General features: G+C 63.3%; 20 protein-coding genes. 8 read left to right on the top strand and 12 right to left on the bottom strand.

Annotated elements, in window-relative coordinates; all coding sequences use genetic code 11:
* Positions 1–9 precede the first annotated feature (9 nt).
* The 4 genes from LMTR21_RS23475 to LMTR21_RS23460 all read left to right on the top strand — a co-directional run bounded on the left by LMTR21_RS23475 (position 10) and on the right by LMTR21_RS23460 (position 3,785).
* Positions 10–1,110: a dihydrolipoamide acetyltransferase family protein gene (locus LMTR21_RS23475; RefSeq protein WP_065752901.1), complete on the top strand. Its 1,101-nt coding sequence runs from the start codon at positions 10–12 to the stop codon at positions 1,108–1,110.
* Between the two features lie 85 nt (positions 1,111–1,195).
* Entirely contained in the window at positions 1,196–2,599 is a 1,404-nt protein-coding gene (locus LMTR21_RS23470; protein ID WP_065752902.1) for an NfeD family protein, read from the top strand.
* On the top strand, positions 2,599–3,363 hold the full coding sequence (locus tag LMTR21_RS23465; RefSeq protein ID WP_065752903.1) for a slipin family protein: 765 nt from the start codon (positions 2,599–2,601) through the stop codon (positions 3,361–3,363). The genes LMTR21_RS23470 and LMTR21_RS23465 overlap by 1 nt, the downstream gene beginning before the upstream one ends.
* A 128-nt stretch (positions 3,364–3,491) precedes the next feature.
* Positions 3,492–3,785, top strand: a complete 294-nt coding sequence (locus LMTR21_RS23460; RefSeq protein WP_065752904.1) for a GYD domain-containing protein — start codon at positions 3,492–3,494, stop codon at positions 3,783–3,785.
* Positions 3,786–3,795: 10 nt separating this feature from the next.
* Here LMTR21_RS23460 and LMTR21_RS23455 read toward each other — a convergent pair whose 3' ends face one another.
* Entirely contained in the window at positions 3,796–4,146 is a 351-nt protein-coding gene (locus LMTR21_RS23455; protein ID WP_065752905.1) for a hypothetical protein, read from the bottom strand.
* 197 nt (positions 4,147–4,343) lie between these two features.
* On the opposite strand from LMTR21_RS23455, the gene LMTR21_RS23450 reads away from it, so the two are divergent.
* On the top strand, positions 4,344–4,745 hold the full coding sequence (locus LMTR21_RS23450) for a RidA family protein (RefSeq protein WP_065752906.1): 402 nt from the start codon (positions 4,344–4,346) through the stop codon (positions 4,743–4,745).
* A 140-nt stretch (positions 4,746–4,885) separates the two neighbouring features.
* Here LMTR21_RS23450 and LMTR21_RS23445 read toward each other — a convergent pair whose 3' ends face one another.
* Both LMTR21_RS23445 and LMTR21_RS23440 read right to left on the bottom strand, forming a co-directional pair.
* The gene (locus tag LMTR21_RS23445; protein ID WP_065752907.1) at positions 4,886–6,190 is read right to left on the bottom strand and encodes a DNA polymerase IV; all 1,305 of its coding nucleotides are present in this window, start codon (positions 6,188–6,190) and stop codon (positions 4,886–4,888) included.
* Positions 6,187–6,489, bottom strand: coding sequence for a DUF3572 domain-containing protein (locus LMTR21_RS23440; RefSeq protein ID WP_065752908.1), 303 nt, complete (start codon positions 6,487–6,489; stop codon positions 6,187–6,189). The genes LMTR21_RS23445 and LMTR21_RS23440 overlap by 4 nt, the downstream gene beginning before the upstream one ends.
* A 227-nt stretch (positions 6,490–6,716) precedes the next feature.
* On the opposite strand from LMTR21_RS23440, the gene LMTR21_RS23435 reads away from it, so the two are divergent.
* Positions 6,717–7,082 (top strand): response regulator, encoded by a 366-nt coding sequence (locus tag LMTR21_RS23435; RefSeq protein ID WP_027538546.1) that lies wholly within the window; start codon positions 6,717–6,719, stop codon positions 7,080–7,082.
* A 13-nt stretch (positions 7,083–7,095) separates the two neighbouring features.
* On the top strand, positions 7,096–8,469 hold the full coding sequence (locus tag LMTR21_RS23430) for a PleD family two-component system response regulator (RefSeq protein ID WP_065752909.1): 1,374 nt from the start codon (positions 7,096–7,098) through the stop codon (positions 8,467–8,469).
* A 183-nt stretch (positions 8,470–8,652) separates the two neighbouring features.
* On the opposite strand, the gene LMTR21_RS23425 is transcribed toward LMTR21_RS23430, so the two are convergent.
* The 3 genes from LMTR21_RS23425 to LMTR21_RS23415 all read right to left on the bottom strand — a co-directional run bounded on the left by LMTR21_RS23425 (position 8,653) and on the right by LMTR21_RS23415 (position 11,063).
* Positions 8,653–8,934, bottom strand: coding sequence for a GIY-YIG nuclease family protein (locus LMTR21_RS23425; RefSeq protein WP_057840923.1), 282 nt, complete (start codon positions 8,932–8,934; stop codon positions 8,653–8,655).
* A 156-nt stretch (positions 8,935–9,090) separates the two neighbouring features.
* Positions 9,091–10,305 carry a serine hydrolase domain-containing protein gene (locus LMTR21_RS23420; protein WP_141688290.1) on the bottom strand — a complete coding sequence of 405 codons (1,215 nt, stop codon included), beginning with the start codon at positions 10,303–10,305 and terminating at the stop codon, positions 9,091–9,093.
* Between the two features lie 167 nt (positions 10,306–10,472).
* A complete protein-coding gene (locus tag LMTR21_RS23415; RefSeq protein WP_141688291.1) occupies positions 10,473–11,063 on the bottom strand; it encodes a TetR/AcrR family transcriptional regulator in 591 nt (196 codons plus the stop codon).
* A 161-nt stretch (positions 11,064–11,224) separates the two neighbouring features.
* Between LMTR21_RS23415 and LMTR21_RS23410 the strand changes: the two genes are divergently transcribed.
* Complete coding sequence (locus LMTR21_RS23410) at positions 11,225–12,460, top strand: MFS transporter (protein ID WP_065752911.1); 1,236 nt, start codon at positions 11,225–11,227, stop codon at positions 12,458–12,460.
* Positions 12,461–12,530: 70 nt separating this feature from the next.
* On the opposite strand, the gene rpmG is transcribed toward LMTR21_RS23410, so the two are convergent.
* The 6 genes from rpmG to topA form a co-directional block, all read right to left on the bottom strand.
* Complete coding sequence (gene rpmG / locus LMTR21_RS23405; protein ID WP_027537094.1) at positions 12,531–12,698, bottom strand: 50S ribosomal protein L33; 168 nt, start codon at positions 12,696–12,698, stop codon at positions 12,531–12,533.
* Between the two features lie 124 nt (positions 12,699–12,822).
* Positions 12,823–14,148 (bottom strand): LLM class flavin-dependent oxidoreductase, encoded by a 1,326-nt coding sequence (locus tag LMTR21_RS23400; RefSeq protein ID WP_065752912.1) that lies wholly within the window; start codon positions 14,146–14,148, stop codon positions 12,823–12,825.
* A gap of 232 nt (positions 14,149–14,380) precedes the next feature.
* Positions 14,381–15,118, bottom strand: a complete 738-nt coding sequence (locus LMTR21_RS23395) for an NUDIX hydrolase (protein WP_065752913.1) — start codon at positions 15,116–15,118, stop codon at positions 14,381–14,383.
* A gap of 43 nt (positions 15,119–15,161) precedes the next feature.
* Positions 15,162–15,596 (bottom strand): DUF983 domain-containing protein, encoded by a 435-nt coding sequence (locus LMTR21_RS23390; RefSeq protein WP_065752914.1) that lies wholly within the window; start codon positions 15,594–15,596, stop codon positions 15,162–15,164.
* The gene (gene rnr, locus LMTR21_RS23385) at positions 15,584–17,917 is read right to left on the bottom strand and encodes a ribonuclease R (protein ID WP_065752915.1); all 2,334 of its coding nucleotides are present in this window, start codon (positions 17,915–17,917) and stop codon (positions 15,584–15,586) included. Before rnr ends, LMTR21_RS23390 begins: the two co-directional genes overlap by 13 nt.
* On the bottom strand, positions 17,918–20,686 hold the full coding sequence (topA, locus tag LMTR21_RS23380) for a type I DNA topoisomerase (protein ID WP_065752916.1): 2,769 nt from the start codon (positions 20,684–20,686) through the stop codon (positions 17,918–17,920).
* Positions 20,687–20,875 lie beyond the last annotated feature (189 nt).

Raw genomic sequence — 20,875 nt, 5'->3', positions numbered from 1 at the left:
ACTTACCCCATGCGCCAGTTCGTATTGCCGGATCTGGGAGAGGGCCTCGAAGAGGCGGAGATTGTGAACTGGTATGTCAATGAAGGCGATCATGTCGTCACCGATCAGCCGCTGGTATCGGTCGAGACTGACAAGGCCGTCGTCGAGGTGCCGTCGCCATCGAGCGGACGCATCCTTCATTTGTTCGGCGCCAAGGGAGATGTGGTGAAAGTCGGCGCGCCGCTCGTCGAGTTCGCCGAAGGCCCCGAACAGGACACCGGCACAATTGTCGGCGAACTTGGCCCCAGCGAGCCAGCGGCTGCAGCAGCAACACTTTCCAGGCGAACGGCCGGAGAGAAGGGGCAGGTTTTTCCGGCCGTGCGCGCACTTGCCCGCAAGCTCGAGGTCGATCTCGATCTCGTCGAAGCCACGGGACCCGACGGCACCATCACGCGTGCGGATGTGGAACGCGCGGCCAGGAGTCTACCCCAAAGCGGACCTGCCGAACTCCTGCGCGGCTTGCGGCGCGCGATGGCGCAACGCATGACGGTGGCTCACGCCGAAATCGTCCCCGCGAGTGTCACCGATGAGGCCGATATCGACGACTGGCCAACCGGTGAGGACGTGACGATCCGGCTGGTGCGAGCGATCGCTGTCGCCTGCAAGGCCGAGCCTGCGCTCAATTGCTGGTATAATTCCAGCGCGGGTGAGCGGCGTCTGTTCGACCGCATCGATCTCGGCATCGCCGTCGATACCGGGGGCGGCCTTATCGTTCCCGTGTTGCGCAATGTCGCGGAGCGGGACGTATCGGATTTGCGAACCGGGCTTGACCGGATGCGGGCTGACGCCGTCGCGCGCGCGATACCTCCTGGAGAGCTGAGGGGAGCCACGATTACGCTGTCGAATTTCGGAATGATTGGAGGCCGTTTCGCCAGCCTGATCGTCGTACCGCCACAAGTGGCGATCATCGGCGCCGGCCGGATTACCCAAGGGGTGGTCGCTTATCGGGGCCAGCCGGCGGTGAGGCGCGTGCTGCCATTGTCGCTCACCTTTGACCATCGCGTGGTGACGGGAGGCGAAGCCGCTCGCTTCCTGGTGGCACTCAAAGCGGATCTTGAGCAGATTTCGTGAGACGGCTGTGCGCAGAGCCTCCCTATGGGCATATTGAGATCCGACCAGGAGACCCCCATATCCTACCGATAAGGGAGTCCTTGCTGTGCAGACCGTACAGGCGACTCTTGTTGCGGCCGCTGCGGCCGTTGCCCTTCTGGTTTCTCCCCTTGCCGCCTCGGCGGGGGAGAACAGCAGCAAGGTTGCGCTGACCGTCTCGGTCGACGGAGCGATCGGCCCGGCGACGGCCCGCTACGTGAAGGACGCGCTGACCAAGGCAAGCGAACGCCGCGCCGAGGTCGTCATTCTGCGCATGAATACACCGGGCGGACTTTCAACCAGCATGCGCGAGATCATCGCAGACGTGCTGGCGTCGCGCGTGCCCGTCGTCGGTTACGTTGCGCCCTCCGGAGCCCATGCGGCCAGCGCCGGAACCTATATCCTCTACGCCACCCATATCGCGGCCATGGCGCCTGGCACCAATCTCGGCGCGGCGACGCCGGTGCAGATTGGCCGGCCGCTGCCGGGTCTGCCGGATTCTACCCCTGACAAGGGCGACAAGGACAAGAAGGAGGGCAGCGACCAGAAGCCGAAGACCAGGGATGCCATGACGGCGAAGGCGACCAACGACGCCGTCGCCTTGATCCGCAGTCTCGCCGAACTGCGCGGCCGCAATGCCGATTGGGCGGAGAAGGCGGTGCGGGAGGCCGAAAGCCTTTCCGCCAATGCCGCCTTGCAGGCGAAAGTCATCGATCTCGTCGCACGTGACCAGGCCGAACTGCTCAGACAAATCGATGGTCGCGCGGTCGAGGTTGCGGGCGGCGAGACGCGGCATCTGGCGACCAGCGAAGCCGCGCGTGAAGCGCTCGACCCTGGATGGATCGTGCAATTCTTAAGGGTGATCACCGATCCCAACATCGCCTTCATTCTCATGCTGATCGGCATCTACGGCCTGATTTTCGAGCTTTCTTCGCCCGGCGCGGTCGCGCCCGGCGTGATCGGCACGATCTGTTTGCTGCTCGGCCTCTATGCGCTCAATATGCTGCCCATCAACTATGCGGGCCTCGGCCTGATCCTGCTCGGGATCACACTCCTGGTCATCGAGGTCTTCAACCCGACCGTCGTGATCGGTCTCGGCGGGGTCATCGCATTCGTGCTCGGAGCGGTGATGCTGTTCGAGATCGAGGAGCCTGGATTCCGGCTGTCATGGCCGGTGATCGGCATCGCGGCGGCGATCTTTATCGGCCTGATCCTGGTTGTCCTCGGTTCGCTTCAACGAGCCCGAAAAGGCCCCGTGCGGCTCGGCGCGCAAGCGATGCGCGGGCTATCGGCCGAAATCCTCGACTGGTCCGAGCGCGAAGGCCACGTCTTCACCCACGGCGAGCGCTGGCAGGCGCGCGGCAGCGAAGCCTTCAAGCCCGGAGAGGTGGTCGAGGTGGCCAACGTCGTGGATTTGACGCTCGTGGTACGGCGCCGGCCGGCGCTGACCACCGGCGAAGGAGGTATGTGATGATGCTCGATTATTTGACTTATGCGACGCTCGCGGTGCTCGTGGTTCTGTTTCTGTCCTCGGCCATTCGCATCCTGCGAGAATACGAGCGAGGCGTCGTGTTTACGCTCGGCCGCTTCACCGGCGTGAAAGGTCCCGGATTCATCATCCTGATTCCCGTCGTGCAGCAGATAGTGAAGGTCGATCTGCGGGTGATGGTCCAGGTCGTGCCGCCGCAGGACGTGATTTCGCGCGATAACGTTTCGGTCAAGGTCAACGCCGTTCTCTACTTCCGCATCATCGATCCCGAGCGCGCGATCATCAAGGTCGGCGATTATATGGCCGCGACCAGCCAGCTCGCGCAGACCACGCTGCGCTCGGTGCTCGGCAAGCACGAGCTGGACGAGATGCTCGCCGAACGGGACCGGCTCAATGCCGACGTCCAGGAAATTCTCGACCAGCAGACCGACGTCTGGGGCATCAAGGTTACCACCGTCGAGATCAAGGATATCGATATCAATGAAACCATGGTGCGTGCGATCGCCAAGCAGGCCGAGGCGGAGCGGCTGCGGCGCGCCAAGGTGATCAATGCAATGGGCGAGCAGCAGGCCGCCGAGAAGCTCGTCGAGGCCGGCCGAACGCTGGCGCGGGAGCCGCAGGCGATGCAGTTGCGCTATTTCGCGGCGCTGCACGACATTGCCGGCGAGCGATCCTCGACCGTGGTGTTTCCGCTGCCGATGGATCTGCTCGGCCATGTGACGGGAGGGCGGAGGGAAGCGACGTGACTGTGGTCGTTGCCGGCAACAGGCCGTTCGCATGCCTGCGACGGAAGGCTTGGAAGTACTGATCAATCGATGCCGCCGAGCATTCGGCTGGAAGGTTCGGTTGCATCCGACAACCAGGGAGAGCCACGATGGTAACGTATGTCGTGCTTGGCAATTTCACCGACCAGGGAATCCGCAATGCCAAGGATTCGCCGAAGCGGGCCGAGGCCTTCAAGAAGACCGCCGAGACCTTCGGCGTGACCGTAAAGGAGCTGTTCTGGACGCAGGGAAGATATGATGTTGTCACAATCCTCGATGCGCCGGACGAGTTTTCCGCCATGTCGCTTAGCTTGAGTCTTGGCGCACTGGGCAATGTTCGCACCGAGTCGTTGCGAGCCTTTTCGGCGGCGGACATGACCAAGGTTGTCGACAAGATGCTCTGACTGCCGCTCGTCACGGACGATTTGGCGCCTGCTGCTCGATGTCCCGAACCGGGGCCTGTCCCGAAAATGGTACCTCGTGGTCGTATGTCTCGGGCTCGAACTGTTCCTTGAAGATCCCTCGCAGCAACCGCCAGAGTTCTCGGTGGCCCGCGGTTTGACCGCCTTGCGTCAGATACGCCGCGATATCCATGACGTCGGTTCGATAATCCGCAGCCCCGCGGGTCCGCGAATCCAGGTAGGTCCACTCGTGTTCGACGTACAAGCGCTTGGTGTCGGTGTCGAAGACCAGGTTCCAGAAATCCAGTTCCGTGACTTCCGGCCCTTTGACCTGTCGATGCAATTCCCGCTTCAAAAAGGCCATCTTCCGCTCCTTTTGCGTAAGGTCCGTGGAAGGTATCCGGACCTATGCGCCCCATCCAAATTGGAGACTTGATAGAAATCTGATCATTCCTTGCCGGTTCAAGACCGCACAGGGCGGGTATTTTCCTTGAGGGATGGTCGAGCGCGCCTGACCCGGATACGCTTTGGCCCAATCATGCACATCAGGGAGGCACAGACATGAGCAAGCTCGAAAAACTTCGGCCAAGCGGTCTTCACCACAACTCGGCTTATTCCCACGTCGTCGTCGCGTCAGGTGCGCGCACGATCTATATCGCGGGGCAGGTCTCCACCGACGAGGAGGGGCGGGTGGTCGCCGAGGGTGATCTCGCCGCGCAGACGACGCAGGTGATGCACAATATCGGCCTCGCGCTGAAATCCGCCGGTGCGAGTTATTCCGATATCGTGAAGATCACCACCTTCGTCGTGGGCTACAGGCCGGAGCTCCGTCCGATCATCGGCAAGGCACGCTCGGTCTTCTTTGAAGGCATGGAGCCGCCGGCGAGTACGCTCATCGGCGTCACGGCGCTCGCGGCCCCGGAATGGCTGATCGAGATCGAGGCGGTGGCCGTCGTCGATTGAGAACTTTCACCGCAGTCACTCCTGCTGCGTGTTCTCCTCCGTCATTGCGAGGAGCGAAGCGACGAAGCAATCCATCTATCCGTTATGCCGCGCGATGGATTGCTTCGCTCGCGCTCGCAATGACGGAAAAGAGCGGTGCGTTACTCCTCCTCGTCCTCTTCCTTCGCCGGCCCCTTGTACGCAATGCCCCGGATCACCGCGGCATTGCCGAACTTCTTGCGCAAATCATCCATCGCGCGCTCGGCATGGGCGGAGCGGCGGTCGAGCATGTCGCTGTCGTCGCCTTGCGATCCCTCGCGCAGCGCGCTGACGCCGGTGCCCATCAGGCGGAAGGCGGTGCCGTCGATCTCCCTCGCCAGCATCTCGCGCGACACGGCAAAAATCTTCGCGGCGAGCTGGGTCGGCGCCTGGATCGATTGCGAGCGGGTGCGCTGGCGGAAATCAGCGGTCTTCAGCTTCAGCGTGATGGTGCAGCCGGCCAGATTGCTGTTCTTCAGCCGTGACGACACTTTCTCCGACAGCCGCCACAACAGCCGTTCCAGCGTGGCGAAATCCCTGATGTCGTTTTCGAACGTGGTTTCGCTCGATATGGTCTTGGCGCCGCGGTCCGGCACCACGCTGCGGTCGTCGATGCCGCGCGCCAGCCGCCACAGCCGGCGGCCTTCGCCGCCGAACTGCTTCATCAACTCGACCTCGTCGGCGCGCTGCAGGTCCGCAATGGTGCGAAAACCCCGCTGCAGCAGCTTTTCCTGGGTGGCAGGGCCGACACCGTAGATGAAGCCGACCGGCTTGTCCGCCAGCATCTCGCGGGCCTCGATCTGGTCGAGGGCGGCAAAGCCGCGCGGCTTGTCGAGATCGGAGGCAATCTTGGCCAGAAACTTGTTGCAGGACAGGCCGACCGACACCGTGATGCCGATGTCGCGCTCGACGTCGCGGGCAAAGCGGGCCAGCACCTTTGCGGGGATCATGCCGTGGACGCGCTGGGTGCCGGCGAGGTCCAGGAACGCCTCGTCGATCGATAGCGGTTCCACCAGCGGCGTCAGCGTCTGCATGGCGTGGCGCACCTCGCGGCCGACGCGGACATATTTCGCCATGTCGGGCGGGATCACGGCCGCCTGCGGGCAGAGCTCCAGCGCCTTGAACATCGGCATCGCCGAGCGCACGCCATAGGTCCGCGAGACGTAGCAGGCAGCCGACACCACGCCGCGCTTGCCGCCGCCGATGATCACGGGCCTGTCGGCAAGTTCGGGATTGTCGCGCTTCTCCACGGTAGCGTAGAATGCGTCGCAATCGATATGCGCGAGCGTGAGCGAGGGCAGGGCGGGGTGTCGAACGAGGCGCGGGGAACCGCAGATGCCGCATCGCCTCAATTTGATATCGAGGTCGCCGAGGCAATCCCGGCAGAAAGCGCGCGGACCGTCAAACGAGGCCGCTGACGCGCTCACGGCACATCGCGCTCCCAGTGCGGGTCACCCAGCACCTGACGGGCGGCGGCGATATTGGTCGGGTGCAGTTGCGAGGCGCTCGCAAATGCTTGCACGGTGGCGTCGTCCCGCAGCACGAAATCCAGCACGGAGGCCAGAAATTGCGGGTCGGCCGCGGCGGTGCGCAGCGTCTCCGGACCGATGCCGGTTTCGGCCAGGAAAAGACCGAGCCGCTCAGGATCGCCGGCAACGAAGCTCAGCGCCTGAACTGCAACGATTTCAGCCACTTCGCGGGGGTTGTGAACAGGCTTTTTCGACAGGTGATTTGCCTTTCCGTTAACTTATAGGCTCTACTTTGGAACCATCATGCCCGAGTCTGCGGAGTGCGTTCAACATTTGCAAACCGCTTCGTAAAACTTGGTGCATCGATTTAACGGCTTAGAGCGAAATCTGGCGCTAGTTTGAATTCACTTTTCGACAAGGGGCGGCTGCGGTGCGGAGCGTGTCGAAAAGCCGGACGTGTGTTCTGGGATGAGGGAGGGACGGGATGGCGAAAACCGTCCTGATCGTGGAGGACAACGAGCTCAACATGAAGCTCTTTCGCGATCTGTTGGAAGCGCATGGCTATCAGACTTCCGGTACCAGCAACGGTTTCGAGGCGCTTGATCTTGTTCGCAAGCTGCGTCCCGACCTGATCCTCATGGATATCCAGCTTCCGCAAGTATCCGGCCTCGAAGTGACGCGCTGGATCAAGGACGATCCCGAACTGCGCGCGATTCCGGTGGTTGCCGTCACTGCATTCGCGATGAAGGGCGACGAAGAGCGCATCCGCGAGGGCGGCTGCGAGGCGTATCTGTCCAAACCTATTTCCGTCGGCAAGTTTATCGAAACCGTGCGGCGTTTTATCGGGTAGGAGTGAGCTTTCGATGTCTGCGCGTATTCTTGTCGTCGATGACGTTCCGGCAAACGTCAAGCTCCTGGAAGCCCGCCTGTCGGCCGAATATTTCGACGTGCTGACGGCCTCGAACGGCGCCGAGGCACTCGACATCTGCTCGCGCTCGGAATGCGACATCATCCTGCTCGACGTCATGATGCCCGACATGGACGGGTTCGAGGTCTGCCGCCGGCTGAAGTCCAATCCCGCCACCCATTTCATCCCGGTCGTGATCGTCACCGCGCTGGACAGCCCGTCCGATCGCGTGCGCGGGCTGGAAGCCGGCGCCGACGATTTTCTCACCAAGCCGGTGTCCGACGTCGTTCTGATCGCGCGCGTCCGCTCGCTGACGCGGCTGAAGATGATGACCGATGAACTGCGCATGCGCGCCATCACCTCGCTTGAGATCGGCATGGAGGCGCCCGAGCGCAGCGCCATCGCCGACAAGGGCGTTGGCGGGCGGATCCTCCTGGTCGACGACCGGCCGTCATCCTACGAGCGGTTGGCGCCGATCCTCTCTGCCGAGCACACCGTCGACGTCGAGATCAATCCGGCGGAAGCGCTGTTTCACGCTGCCGAGGGCAATTATGATTTGCTGATCGTTTCGCTCAGCCTGGAAAATTACGACGGCCTGCGGCTGTGCAGCCAGGCGCGCTCGCTGGAGCGCACCCGCCAGTTGCCGATCCTCGCCATCTCCGACGCCGATAACAATGCGCGGCTGTTGCGCGGGCTCGAAATCGGCGTCAACGACTATCTGCTCCGTCCCGTCGACAAGAACGAACTGCTGGCGCGGGCGCGCACCCAGATCCGCAAGCGGCGCTATACGGACCACCTGCGCGACAACGTGCAGAACTCGATCGAAATGGCGATCACCGACGCGCTGACCGGCTTGAACAACCGCCGCTACATGGAAAGCCATCTCTCTACGCTGGTCGAGCAGGCTTCGAGCCGCGGCAAGCCGCTGGCGCTGATGATTCTCGACATCGACTTCTTCAAATCGATCAACGACACATATGGCCATGATGCCGGCGATGACGTGCTGCGCGAATTCGCGGTGCGTATCCGCAAGTCGATCCGCGGCATCGATCTCGCCTGCCGCTACGGCGGCGAGGAGTTCGTGATCGTGATGCCGGAAACCGACATCAATGTCGCCGGCATGGTCGCCGAGCGCCTGCGCCGCTCGATCGCCGGCGAAACCTTTGCGGTCAACAAGGGCACCAAGCGGATCGACGTCACGATCTCGATTGGGCTTGCCACGCTCGACCACAAGGACGAGCCGGTCGCCGACGTGCTCAAGCGCGCCGACGTGGCGCTCTATCGGGCAAAGAACGACGGGCGGAACAGGGTGGTTTCGACGGCGGCGTGAGCTGCTGCTGTCGTCCCTGCGAACGCATCAGCGGGGAAAGCCGAAAACCTATCAACCCGTCGCCCCTGCGGACGCAGGGGCCCATACGCCGCGGTCTGTGTGAAGGGCACGCAGGGAGACGCTTCGCTTCAGCAGCCCACAGCGCCGGTTGATTTAACGTAGAGCGTCAGACGCTGAAGCGCATCAAACTATCAGATCGCTGAGATCGCGCCACTCCAGATTCTCACGCTCGATCAGTTCAATCTTCCAATCCCGCTTCCAGCGCTTGAGCTGCTTTTCACGGGCAATCGCTTCGTCCGGCCGCTCGAACGCTTCGACATAGACAAGCCGGTAAACGCCGTAGGTTTTGACGAACGAGGAACCCTCGCCATTGCGATGTTGCTCCATCCGTTTCGAAAGGGAATTGGTCACCCCGATATACAGGGTCCCGTGCCGTCGGCTCGCGAGGATGTAGACGTAATACATGCACGAAACACAGAGTTCGATGTCGTCCCTGCGAACGCAGGGACCCATACCGCGTGATCTCTCGTTAGAGCAAAGCGGCAGACGCTCTTCGCAAAACATCCGCCGGTGGCTATGGGTCCCTGCTTTCGCAGGGACGACGATGGTTCGGTTGCTGCCTCACACCACAACCGTGGCCTTCTTCACCGCCTCATACGCCAGCCGCTTGAACTCGAACGAGAACGGATGCACGAACGCCATCTGGCGCTGCGCCATCATGACACCGGCGAGGTTGTGCTTCGGCGAGATCCACCATTGGGTGCCGGCGACGCCGCCCCAATAGAGCTCGCCCGCGGCGTCGGGGTGATCGAACGGCGTCGGCTTCACGATCAGGCCGCCGGCCAAAGTGAAGGCTTTGCCGGGCTGCTCTCCCATCGTGGCAAAGCGAATCCACTGGCCCTCGGGCAGCTGGTTGGTCATCATCTGCGCAATCGTTTCCGGCTTGAGCAGCGTCGGCCCGCCGGGCAGCAGGCTTCGGATCAGCGCCACCATGTCATGCAGCGTCGACACCAGACCGCCACCGCCGCTGAGCCGCGCGATCGGGCGCAGATAGGCGCCGGGGAAGGGCGAGTTGTCGGTTCGGGTCAATCCCGGCTTCATCGGCTCCATCAGGTCCGCACCGGCATAATAGGCAACGAGCCGTCCCTGATCCTTTTCCGGCACCACGAAGCCGGTATCGACCATGCCGAGCGGATCGAGAATTCGCAGCTTGATGAACTTGTCGAAGCTTTGCCCGCTGATGACTTCGACCAGCCGCCCCAGCACGTCGGTGGCCAGCGAATATTCCCACGAGGTGCCGGGCTGATAGATCAGCGGCAGGCCGGCCAGCACGTCCACCATGTCGGCCAGCGTCGTCATGGGATTGTGGACACCGCGCTCGTTGAGCGCCTTGTAGATGGCGGTGCCAGGATCGAAAAAGCCGTAGCTGAGGCCGGAGCTGTGGCTGAGCAACTGACGGATGGTGATCGAGCTCTTCGCGGGCTCGGTGTCATCAAGCGAGGTGGCGCCGGGCCGCAGCACTTTTCGATTTCCGAGCTGCGGAATAAATTTTTCGATTGGGTCGTCGAGCCCAAGCTTGCCTTCCTCAGACAACAATAGCACGGCGCAGGAGGTGATCAGCTTGGTGTTGGAGAAGACGCGAAAGATATGATCGGTGCGCAGCGGCGTCTGCGCTTCCTTGTCGGCCCAGCCGACGCAATTCACGTCGATGAGGTCGCGCCCGGTCATGACCGCCCAGGAAATGCCTGACAGCAGGTTGTTGTCGATATAGCGCTGCATCGCCGCGCGTGCCGGTTTGAAGTCGTAACCGCTGGCGGTCACTTTCAGGTCTTCCATCTTCGTTCCCTCTATCGCCGCTTTCTGGCGTCGTCCCTGCGAACGCAGGGACCCATAACCACCGATGCAGCTTGTTGCAGAAGGTAACTACCACATTGGCCTATTGCAAAGCCACGGCGTATGGGTCCCTGCGTTCGCAGGGACGACGATGTGGAGGGTTGGTCGCCTCAAGCTGGCGAGGAGATCCGAGGCTTCTTCGACGCCCGCTTCAAAGCTGTACTGGTTTTGCCCATCTTCACCCCCGCATTCCTGAGCAGCACCGTGGCCGCCTGCTTTGCCGCGCGCGCCATCGCGGGATCGTTGCGGACGAGGTCTTGCGCGATCGAGCCGTCGACCAGCAGCGTGAGCTGCGTCGCCAAGGCTTCTGCATCGGCGACGCCGAGCTGCACCAGCAGGTCGCGAAACCAGAGGCGGCGGCCTTCCTTGAACGCGACCGCAATCTTCCGGACCGACCGGTCTTCACCGAGTTCGGCGACCGCGTTGACGAACGGACAGCCGCGAAAATCCTTGTGCGAAAAGCGCCGCTCCAGCGAATCGAAGGTGCCGAGAATCTGTTGGACCGGCGATTTGTCGGAAGCGCGCGGCGCCACGAAGCGCCGCGCCAGATAGGCCGAGATCAGCGCATCCTTGGACGGGAAATGATTGTAGAGCGTGCGCTTGCTGATGCCGATTTCAGCCGCGATGGTGTCGACGCCAACAGCGCGAAGTCCCTGCAGATAGAACAGCCTATCCGCGGTTTCCAGAATCCGGTCCTTCATGGCCGGTTTGTCGGGCAGGGGTGCCATGCGAATGCGTGGGTCGCCGTTTGCTTGACAGCAGAGCCCCCTTATAGCCTAGTTACACAGGTCTGTGTACCTATTTCAGATATCGATTGCAGGACGCGGCGTTCGAATCGCGGCCCTTGGGGAGAATAAAAACAATGGCCGCCCTGCTGCAGATCCTGCGCCCCACACTGCCCATTCTGATCGGCGCGTCCGTCATGCTCACGCTCAGCATGGGCTTGCGGCAATCGCTCGGCCTGTTCATGCAGCCGCTGACGCAGGACATCCGGATTTCGGTGTCCGATTTCACGCTGGCGCTTGCGGTACAGAATCTCGCCTGGGGTTTCCTGCAGCCGCTCGCCGGCGCGCTGACGGTGCGCTACGGGTTTCGGCCCATCATGATCATCGGCTCGCTGCTCTATGTCGCCGGCCTCGCGCTCATGGCGGGCGCCAACGGCATCCTGAGCATCATGATCGGTGGCGGCGTGTTGATCGGTGCGTCGTTGGCCTGCACTGCAGCGGCGATTGCGATGTCGGTCGCAGCCCGCGCGGTGCCGGCGTCGGTGCGCTCGACGGTGCTCGGCCTGGTCTCGGGTGCGGGATCGCTCGGCGCGCTGTTGTCGGCGCCGATCGGGCAGATTCTCAACGAGGGCTATGGCTGGCGGATGGGCCTCGTGGGGTTCGTGGTGCTGGCGCTCCTGATGATTCCGGCCGCGTGGTATGCGGGCAGGGTGGACAGGGTTCCGCTGCCCAAGCCGACCGATGACGAGATCGGCGACACGTCTGCCGGCGCGGCGACGAAGATGGCGTTCTCCAACGCGTCCTTCGTGGTGATGACCGGCGCCTATTTCGTCTGCGGCATGCAGCTCGTCTTTCTCACCACGCACCTGCCGTCGTATCTGGCGATCTGCGGCTTGGATCCGATGCTGAGCGCGCAGACACTCGGCATGATCGGCGGCTTCAATGTGCTTGGCAGCATCTTCTTCGGCTGGGCCGGCCAGCGCTGGAACAAGCTGGCGCTGCTCGGCGGCATCTACATCTTCCGCTCGATCGCGCTCGCCTGGTATTTCACGCTGCCGCCGACGCCGGCGACCACGCTCTTGTTCGGCGCCATCATGGGCTTTCTGTGGATGGGCGTCGGCCCGCTGGTCGCGGGCGCGGTGGCCGAGATGTTCGGCCTGAAATGGCAGGCGATGATCCAGGGTCTCGCCTTCATGAGCCATCAGGTCGGCAGCTTCCTCGGCGCCTATGGCGGCGGGGTGCTTTACGACGCGCTCGGCTCCTACACCATGGCCTGGCGGATCGGCGTCGCGCTGGGCCTCGCCGGCGGCATCGTCCAGGTCGCGTTCGCGCTGATCCGGCCGGGCCGGCCGCCGCAGATGCAGACGGCGTAATTTCGATCCGCCTGGAATCAAAAACGGGGCCGCAAGGCCCCGTTCAAACCGTCAGCAATGGCTTGCGACGTTACTTGATCTTCGATTCCTTGAACTCGACGTGCTTGCGCGCGACCGGGTCGTACTTCTTCTTGACCAGCTTGTCGGTCATGGTGCGCGAATTCTTCTTGGCGACGTAATAGAAGCCGGTGTCCGCCGTGGAAACGAGCTTGACCTTGATGGTGACCGCTTTGGCCATGGTTGAGACCTCAAATGTCTGGAAATCTGGCGCCGGCCAAACCGGCCTGCATTTGCGCGCAACCTAGCTTCTGATCGCCCAAAGTCAAGGTTTTCGGGGCAAAAACCGGCCGGATTCGGCGGGATTAACCCTCAAAGAACCGGTTTTTTGGCCTCGGCAGCCCCAAATTCTCTCGCAAGGTCTTGCCCTCGTACTCTTTCCGGAAAATCCCGCGCCGCTGCAGTTCCGGCACCACCTTATCGACGAAATCGTCGAGCCCCGCCGGGAGGAACGGGAACATGATGTTGAAGCCGTCGCTGCCGCGGCTCACCAGCCAGTCTTCCATCTGGTCGGCGATGGTTTGGGGCGTGCCGACGAACGATAGCCCGCCATAGCCGCCGACCCGCTGGGCGAGTTGGCGCACGGTGAGCTTGTCGCGCGCGGCGGCATCGACGAGGCGCTGGCGGCCGCTCTTGCTGGCATTGGTCTCGGGGATCTCCGGCAACTGCCCGTCGGGATCGAAGCCGGAGGCGTCGGTACCGAGCTGGACCGAGAGCGAAGCGATGGCGCTGTCGTAATGCACCATGCTGTCGAGCTTGGCGCGCTTTTCCTTCGCATCCTCGACGCTGTCGCCGACCACGACGAAGGCGCCGGGCAGGATCTTCAGATGCTCGGGGTCGCGGCCGATCTTCTCCATGCGGCCCTTGATGTCGGCATAAAGCTTCTGCCCGTCGGCGAGGGAGCCACCGCCAGTGAACACGGCTTCCGCCGTCTCGGCCGCAAGCTGCCTGCCGTCCTCGGACGCGCCGGCCTGCACGATCAGCGGCCAACCCTGCACGGGGCGGGCGATGTTGAGCGGTCCACGCACCGAGAGATATTTGCCCCTGTGATTGAGCACGTGCATCTTTGCCGGATCGAAATAAAGCCCGGCCTCGACGTCGCGCACGAAGGCGTCATCGGCGAAGGAATCCCAGAGACCAGTCACCACGTCATAGAACTCACGCGCCCGCTTGTAGCGCTCGGCGTGCTCCATGTGATCGTCGAGCCCGAAATTCAGCGCGGCGTCCGGATTGGAGGTGGTGACAATATTCCATCCCGCGCGTCCGCCCGAGATGTGATCGAGCGACGCAAAACGCCGGGCAACGTGATAGGGCTCGTCGAACGTCGTCGATCCCGTCGCGATCAGGCCGATATGTTCGGTGGCGCCGGCCAGCGCCGACAGCAGTGTGAACGGCTCGAACGAGGTCACCGTGTGGCTGCGCTTGAGCGCATTGATCGGCATGTTCAGCACGGCAAGGTGATCGGCCATGAAGAAGGCGTCGAACTTGCCGGCTTCCAGCTTCTGGATCAGGCGCTTGATGTGAGGGAAATTGAAGTTCGCGTCAGGCCAGGCGCCGGGATAGCGCCACGCGCCGGTGTGGATGGAGACCGGCCGCATGAACGCGCCGAGCTTGAGTTGCCGCTGTGCCATTGCCCCGTTCCGTCGCTGTTATTGTTGGGGAAGAGATAGGGATGGGCGAGGGTTGCGCCATTGGTGGTGCGCAGAAGATTATTTTGTTTTTTGGTGCGTCCTCAACACGGCTGTCATTCCGGGATGCGCGCAGCGCAGACCCGGAATCTCGAGATTCTCAGGTGCGCAATTGCGCACCACAGTTCATCGCTCCGCGATGCCCCGGAATGACGGAGAGGAGGAACGTGAAGGGCTACGCCCCCAGCACGTCCTTCTGCATCTTGCCGCCGTAGAAGTGGAAGAACGGCACCGGCGCGTCGTGGCGCAACGGGCCGGTGGCGAGGCGGCGGTCGAGTTCGGCGAGCACGTTCTTGGTCATGGCATGCGCGTCGGCGAGCGGCTGCGAGCCGATCTCGACCCACACCAGTTCGACCAGTTCGGCATCGGCGTGGATCACGCCTTCGACGCGATGCGCAATGGCTGAGGCATCGGCCGTGAAGAAGCGCGTATCGAAACGGCGGACGCGGCCGGGCGGGGTGATCGCGCGCGCGATCAGGAACAGGCCGGACGGATCGGGCAAGAGGCCCGCTTCCGCGAACGGCTTCCAGGCGCCGTCGAGCTTCACGGACTTGTCGACCTTGCATCCGAGGCAGAGGCCGGTTTCCTCGCAGGCTTCGCGGATCGCGGCGACTGCGAGTGCGCGCGCGCGGGACGGCGCGATCTTCGGACTGCCCTTCAGCAGATTGGCCTCAAGCTCCGCGGAAATGGGAGCCGCGACGGGAATGCGGTTGTCGGCTTTATCGACGCGGCCGCCCGGGAAGACGTATTTGCCCGGCATGAACACCACGTTGTCGTGGCGCTTGCCGACCAGCACTTTCGGCTTGTCGCCGGAGCGGTCGATCAGGATCAGCGTCGCCGCATCCTTGGGTCGGAAATAGGGATGGTGATCGGCCTCTTTTCCTTCTTGTACGTCAGTCGCAGCGTCGCTCATCCCATCCCCATTGTGATGCTTCCTGTTGTTGCTTCCGGACTAGCTAGACCGGTGGAATGTCGGCAGGCGCATTCTCGTCAAAGCCGTGCATGCGCAGCGCCCACTGGAAGCCGACCACGGCGCCCTTGACCGGCTGCAACAGCAGCAGCGACGTAATGAAGGTGATCGGCAAATAGATCGCCAGTTGCAGCCACACCGCCGGCGAATAATTGGTTTCGATCCACAGCGCCGCCGGTACCACGATGTGGCCGACGATGACGATCACGAGATAGGCCGGCAGATCGTCGGCGCGGTGCGGGGTGAAATCGAGCCCGCACTTCGAGCAATTGTTGGCGGTCTTCAGGAAGGCGCGAAACATCTTGCCTTCGCCGCAGCGCGGGCAGCGGCAGCGAAAGCCGCGCTTCATCGCGCTCCAGAGGTCGCGTTTCTCGGCGTGTGCGGATTCCCGGGTCCATGTCGTGGGACTCACCGTTTCCATGACTTGCCTTTCTTCGATTTGCCGGACTTGGCTTTGCCCGACTTGCCCTTGTGGGTCTTGCGAACCTTTTCGCGCGGGCTGCGGCCCGGACGTGATTTCGAAAGCGCCTTCGAGCCCTCGCGTTTTCTGCCGCGCGGAATGACCTGACCTTCCGACAGCAGTTCGAACCGCAACGCGCCGGCTACTGGTGCAGCTTCTACCAGACGCACGTCGACGACGTCACCCAGCCGGTGCATGGCACCGCTGCGTGAGCCGACGAGCGCGTGACGCGTCTCGTCGTAGTTGAAATACTCGGTGCCGAGCGTGCGGATCGGGATCAGCCCGTCGGCGCCGGTATCCGATAACTTCACGAACAGGCCGGCGCGGGTAACGCCGGAAATTCGGCCCTGAAACGTCGCGCCGATGCGGTCGGCGAGGAAATGCGCGATCAGCCGGTCGGCGGTCTCGCGCTCCGCCTTCATCGCGCGACGTTCGGTCAGCGAAATCTGCGCCGCGACCTCGCTCAGTGTCTCCAGCGTCTCGCTCTCCGGCAACGCGCCTTCGCCGAGGCCGAGCGCGCGGATCAGCGCACGATGCACGATCAGGTCCGCATATCGCCTGATCGGCGAAGTGAAATGGGCATAGCGGCGAAGATTGAGGCCGAAATGGCCGTAATTCTCCGCCGAATATTCCGCCTGCGCCTGCGAGCGCAGCACCACCTCGTTGACGAGCGGTTCGTAGTCCTCGCCGCGGACCTGTCCCAGCACGCGATTGAACAGGGCAGGGCGCAAGGCGCCGCTCTTGGCAAAGGGCAAATCGAGCGTCTTCAGGAATTCCTGGAGGTTATAAACCTTCTCCTGGGTCGGCTCGTCGTGCACCCGATAGATAAGCGGCAACCCCTTTTTTTCAAGCATTTCGGCCGCGGCCACGTTGGCGAGGATCATGAATTCCTCGATCAGCCGGTGCGCGTCGAGCCGTTCCGGCACGATGACGCGATCGACCGTGCCGTCACTCTTGAGCAGGATTTTTCGCTCGGGCAAATCCAGATCAAGCGGATCGCGTTCGTCGCGTGCGAGTTTCACCAGCGCATAGGCCGCATAGAGCGGCTTCAGGATCGGCTCCAGCAGCGGGCCGGTGGTATCGTCTGGGCGGCCGTCGATCGCGGCCTGCGCCTGCGCGTAGTGCAGCTTGGCGGCCGAGCGCATCAGCACGCGATGAAAGCTGTGCGAGCTCTTGCGGCCGTCGGCGCCGATCACCAGCCGCACCGCCAGCGCGCCGCGCGGCTCGCCCGGCACCAGCGAGCAGAGATTGTTGGAGATGCGCTCGGGCAGCATCGGCACGACGCGGTCGGGAAAATAGACCGAATTGCCGCGCGTCAGCGCATCGCGATCCAGCGCCGAGCCCGGCCGCACATAGAAGGCGACGTCGGCAATCGCGACATGGACGATATAGCCGCCCTTGTTGTTCGGATCGGGGTCGGGCGCGGCGTGCACGGCGTCGTCGTGATCTTTGGCGTCGGGCGGATCGATGGTGACGAGCGGCAGATCGCGCCAGTCTTCACGGCCCTTCAACGTCGCAGGTTCGCCTGCCTCGGCCTCGCGCACCGCGGACGGCGAAAACGCCTGCGGAATGTCGTGGGCGTGGATCGCGATCAGGCTGATCGCCTTTTCGCTCGACAGCGAGCCGAGCCGCTCCTTCACCTTGCCGGCCGCGAGGCCATAGCCGCGCGAGCGCACCAGATCGACGCTGACGAGGTCGCCATCCTCTGCGCCGCTGGTATCCGCTGGCGCTATGTTCAATTCGCGCCCGGCCTGCTTCTTGTCGACGGGAACGAGCAGGCCGCCGCCGCCAGGCAGTTTGCGGAAGATGCCGAGCACGCGCGCGCGGGCCTGATCGATAATCTTGAGGATGCGCCCGCGATAGGGGGCGCCTTCGCTATCATCAGCCTTTTCGATCCGCAACAGGGCTCGGTCGCCGACACCCGCGGCGGTGCCGGGTTGCAGACGGCGCGGGACGTGGATGCGGATCTTCGGCGCGGGGCCGCTCTGTTCGGTGTCCCACTCGGTGGGAGTGGCGAGCAATTCGCCGTCGGTATCGCGGCCGGTGATGTCGGCGATCACGGTCGGCGGCAGGAGAGCCGTCTCGTGGATTTTCCGGCCGCGCTTGGCGATGGTGCCGTCGTCGGCGAGGTCGCGCAGGATGCGCTTCAGTTCGGCGCGGTCGGCATTCTTCAGGCCGAACTCGCGGGCGATTTCCCGCGTGCCGATTTTGCCCGGATGGGCACGGATAAAGGCAACGATGGCGTCCCGGCTCGGAAAGCCATGGTCGTGTTTTCTATTCACTTATCCCCGGGCCTTGCCCGCGCTTTTCTTCGCAGGCGTTTTGGGTGCAGTGGCGGGCTTGGCCGCCGACGTCTTGGCAGCGGACGCGACCGGCGCGCGTGCCTTGCTGACGGCTTCCGATTTCGGCTTTGCCGCGGCCTTCTTCGCCGCTGCCTTCTTGGCAGGCTTTGGCGCGTCAGAATCGGCCGCTTTGTCCGCGGCCTTCTTGGCGGCAGCCTTCTTCGGCGCGGCCTTTTTCGCAGGACGCTTGGCCTTGCCGCCGCCCTTGGCGGCGCGCTCGTCGATCAGGACGATGGCTTCGGCGAGCGTGATCGTGTCGGGCGTCTTGTCGCTCGGGATCGTGGCGTTGACGCCGCCGGCGGTGACGTAGGCACCGTAGCGGCCGTTCTTCACGGCAACGCCGCCCAGGCTCGGATGCTCGCCGAGCGGCTTGCCGGGGTCGGCACCGAAGCGGCGGCCGCTTGGGCCCTTTGCGATCTTCTCCGCGATCAACGTCACCGCGCGGTTGAGACCGATGTCGAACACCTCGTCGCCGGCCTCGAGGCTGGCATAGGTCTTCTCGTGACGCACGAACGGCCCGAAGCGGCCGATGCCGGCGGTGATCGGCTCGCCGGTTTCCGGATGTTTGCCAACTTCGCGCGGGAGCGACAGCAGTTTTAAGGCCAGTTCGAGCTCCATGTCGCCCGGCGACATGTTCTTGGGGATGCCGGCGCGCTTGGGCTTTTCGCCTTCTTCGTAATCCTTCTGCTCGCCGAGCTGGATGTAGGGGCCGAAGCGTCCGGCCTTCACCGTCACGTCGAGATCGGTGTCGGGGTCCTTGCCGAGCACGCGGTCGGCGCTGGCTTCGCTATCGGCGGCGAGCGGACGGGTGTAGCGGCATTCCGGATAGTTCGAGCAGCCGACAAAGGCGCCGAACTTGCCGGCCTTCAGGTTTAGCTTGCCGGTGCCGCAGGTCGGGCACTGCCTGATATCGCCGCCATCCGAGCGAGCGGGGTAGATGTGCGGCCCCAGCATGTCGTCGAGCACATCAAGCACCTCGGCGACGCGCAGGTCCTTGATGTCGTTGACCGCGCCGATGAAGCCGGCCCAGAAATCCTGCAACACCTGCTGCCAGGAAATCTCGTTGTTGGAGATGCGGTCGAGCTGTTCTTCCAGCGCGGCAGTGAAGTCGTACTCGACATAGCGTGAGAAAAAGTTTTCGAGGAACGCGACTACGACGCGCCCCTTGTCCTCGCCGTGCAGCCGCTTCTTCTCCAGCTTGACGTAGCCGCGGTCTTTCAGGACCTGCAGGATCGAGGCGTAGGTCGAGGGGCGGCCGATGCCGAGCTCTTCCATCCGCTTCACCAGCGATGCCTCGGAGAAGCGCGGCGGCGGTTCGGTGAAGTGTTGCGTGACGGCGAGATCCTGCCGCTTCAACGGCTCGCCTTCGCTCATCGCGGGGAGGCGGCGCGAATCCTCGTCTTCCTCGTCGTCGCGGCCTTCCTGGTAGAGCGCGAGGAAGCCGTCGAACTTGATGACCTGGCCGGAAGCGCGCAGCTCCAGCACGCGGGAGCCGGCCTTCGCCGCGATGTCCACAGTGGTGCGTTCGAGCTCGGCCGATTCCATCTGGCTTGCGATGGTGCGGATCCAGATCAGCTCATAGAGTTTCGCCTGATCGGGATCGAGGCGACGGCGCATCTCGGCGGGACGGCGCGCCAGATCGGTCGGGCGGATCGCTTCGTGCGCTTCCTGTGCGTTCTTGGCCTTGGTCTGGTACTGGCGCGGCGCATCCGGCACATAGGCGTTGCCGTAATCGTCGCCGATCACCTTGCGAGCCTGCGTGATCGCGGAGCCGTCGATCTGCACGCCGTCGGTTCGCATATAGGTGATGAGACCGGTGGTCTCGCCGCCGATATCGATGCCTTCATAAAGGCGCTGGGCGATCCGCATGGTGTGCGCCGGCGCAAAACCGAGCTTGCGGCTGGCTTCCTGCTGCAGCGTCGAGGTGGTGAAGGGCGCCTGCGGATTGCGCCGCGCCGGCTTGGCTTCCACGGTCGAAACCGTGAAGTTCGCCGCTTCAATGGCCTTCTTGAGATCTTCAGCTTCCGCGCCGGAGCCGATGTCGAGGCGCTGGATTTTCTTGCCGTCGGCGCCGACGAGGCGGGCTTCAAAACTCTCGCCGCGCGGCGTGGTCAGCGTCGCGACCAGCGACCAGTATTCGCGGGGAACGAATTTCTCGATTTCGAGTTCGCGGTCGCAGACCAGACGCAGCGCCACCGACTGCACGCGGCCGGCCGAGCGCGCGCCGGGCAGCTTGCGCCACAGCACCGGCGAGAGCGTGAAGCCGACCAGATAATCAAGCGCGCGGCGCGCCATATAGGCGTCGACCAGCGCGCCGTCGATCTGGCGCGGCGCCTTCATGGCGTCGGTGACGGCCTGCTTGGTGATGGCGTTGAACACCACGCGCTCGATCTTCTGATCCTTCAGCGCGCGCTTCTCCTTCATGACCTCCAGCACGTGCCAGGAGATCGCTTCGCCCTCGCGATCAGGGTCGGTCGCGAGAATCAGACGGTCGGCGCCCTTCAGCGCTTTCGCGATGTCGTTGAGTCGGCTGGCCGCCTTCGGGTCCACCTCCCAGATCATCTGAAAGTTGGCTTCCGGATCGACGGAACCGTTCTTGGCGGGGAGGTCGCGGACATGGCCGAACGAGGCCAGAACCTCGTAGGAGGCGCCTAGATACTTATTGATCGTCTTGGCTTTCGCCGGCGACTCCACGATGACGATATTCATGTCATTCCAATGGCTTACGGGAAAAGATAAAGGCGGGTTCCGCGAGACTCGCGGCCCACCGATTGGACCCGAACATGGGTGGTGAGGCGGCCCCTGTCAAATCGGCAAATGCCGCCAGGGAACCTTTTGATGTCCACTTATATCTGAGGAGTTGCGAAATGCGCCCTAGAGTTGCGCCATCAAAGGGGT

It is taken from the genome of Bradyrhizobium paxllaeri, assembly GCF_001693515.2.
Taxonomy (GTDB): Bacteria; Pseudomonadota; Alphaproteobacteria; order Rhizobiales; family Xanthobacteraceae; genus Bradyrhizobium; species Bradyrhizobium paxllaeri.
This window is presented reverse-complemented; position numbering and strand designations above follow the sequence as displayed.

Bases quoted from the DNA above. Each gene is read 5' to 3' on its own strand.
- LMTR21_RS23475 (WP_065752901.1), top strand. From the start codon at position 10: ATGCGCCAGTTCGTATTGCCGGATCTGGGAGAGGGCCTCGAAGAGGCG.
- LMTR21_RS23465 (WP_065752903.1), top strand. From the start codon at position 2,599: ATGATGCTCGATTATTTGACTTATGCGACGCTCGCGGTGCTCGTGGTT.
- LMTR21_RS23460 (WP_065752904.1), top strand. From the start codon at position 3,492: ATGGTAACGTATGTCGTGCTTGGCAATTTCACCGACCAGGGAATCCGC.
- LMTR21_RS23455 (WP_065752905.1), bottom strand. From the start codon at position 4,146: ATGGCCTTTTTGAAGCGGGAATTGCATCGACAGGTCAAAGGGCCGGAA.
- LMTR21_RS23450 (WP_065752906.1), top strand. From the start codon at position 4,344: ATGAGCAAGCTCGAAAAACTTCGGCCAAGCGGTCTTCACCACAACTCG.
- LMTR21_RS23435 (WP_027538546.1), top strand. From the start codon at position 6,717: ATGGCGAAAACCGTCCTGATCGTGGAGGACAACGAGCTCAACATGAAG.
- LMTR21_RS23430 (WP_065752909.1), top strand. From the start codon at position 7,096: ATGTCTGCGCGTATTCTTGTCGTCGATGACGTTCCGGCAAACGTCAAG.
- LMTR21_RS23425 (WP_057840923.1), bottom strand. From the start codon at position 8,934: ATGTATTACGTCTACATCCTCGCGAGCCGACGGCACGGGACCCTGTAT.
- LMTR21_RS23420 (WP_141688290.1), bottom strand. From the start codon at position 10,305: ATGGAAGACCTGAAAGTGACCGCCAGCGGTTACGACTTCAAACCGGCA.
- LMTR21_RS23415 (WP_141688291.1), bottom strand. From the start codon at position 11,063: ATGAAGGACCGGATTCTGGAAACCGCGGATAGGCTGTTCTATCTGCAG.
- LMTR21_RS23410 (WP_065752911.1), top strand. From the start codon at position 11,225: ATGGCCGCCCTGCTGCAGATCCTGCGCCCCACACTGCCCATTCTGATC.
- rpmG (WP_027537094.1), bottom strand. From the start codon at position 12,698: ATGGCCAAAGCGGTCACCATCAAGGTCAAGCTCGTTTCCACGGCGGAC.
- LMTR21_RS23400 (WP_065752912.1), bottom strand. From the start codon at position 14,148: ATGGCACAGCGGCAACTCAAGCTCGGCGCGTTCATGCGGCCGGTCTCC.
- LMTR21_RS23395 (WP_065752913.1), bottom strand. From the start codon at position 15,118: ATGAGCGACGCTGCGACTGACGTACAAGAAGGAAAAGAGGCCGATCAC.
- LMTR21_RS23390 (WP_065752914.1), bottom strand. From the start codon at position 15,596: ATGGAAACGGTGAGTCCCACGACATGGACCCGGGAATCCGCACACGCC.
- topA (WP_065752916.1), bottom strand. From the start codon at position 20,686: ATGAATATCGTCATCGTGGAGTCGCCGGCGAAAGCCAAGACGATCAAT.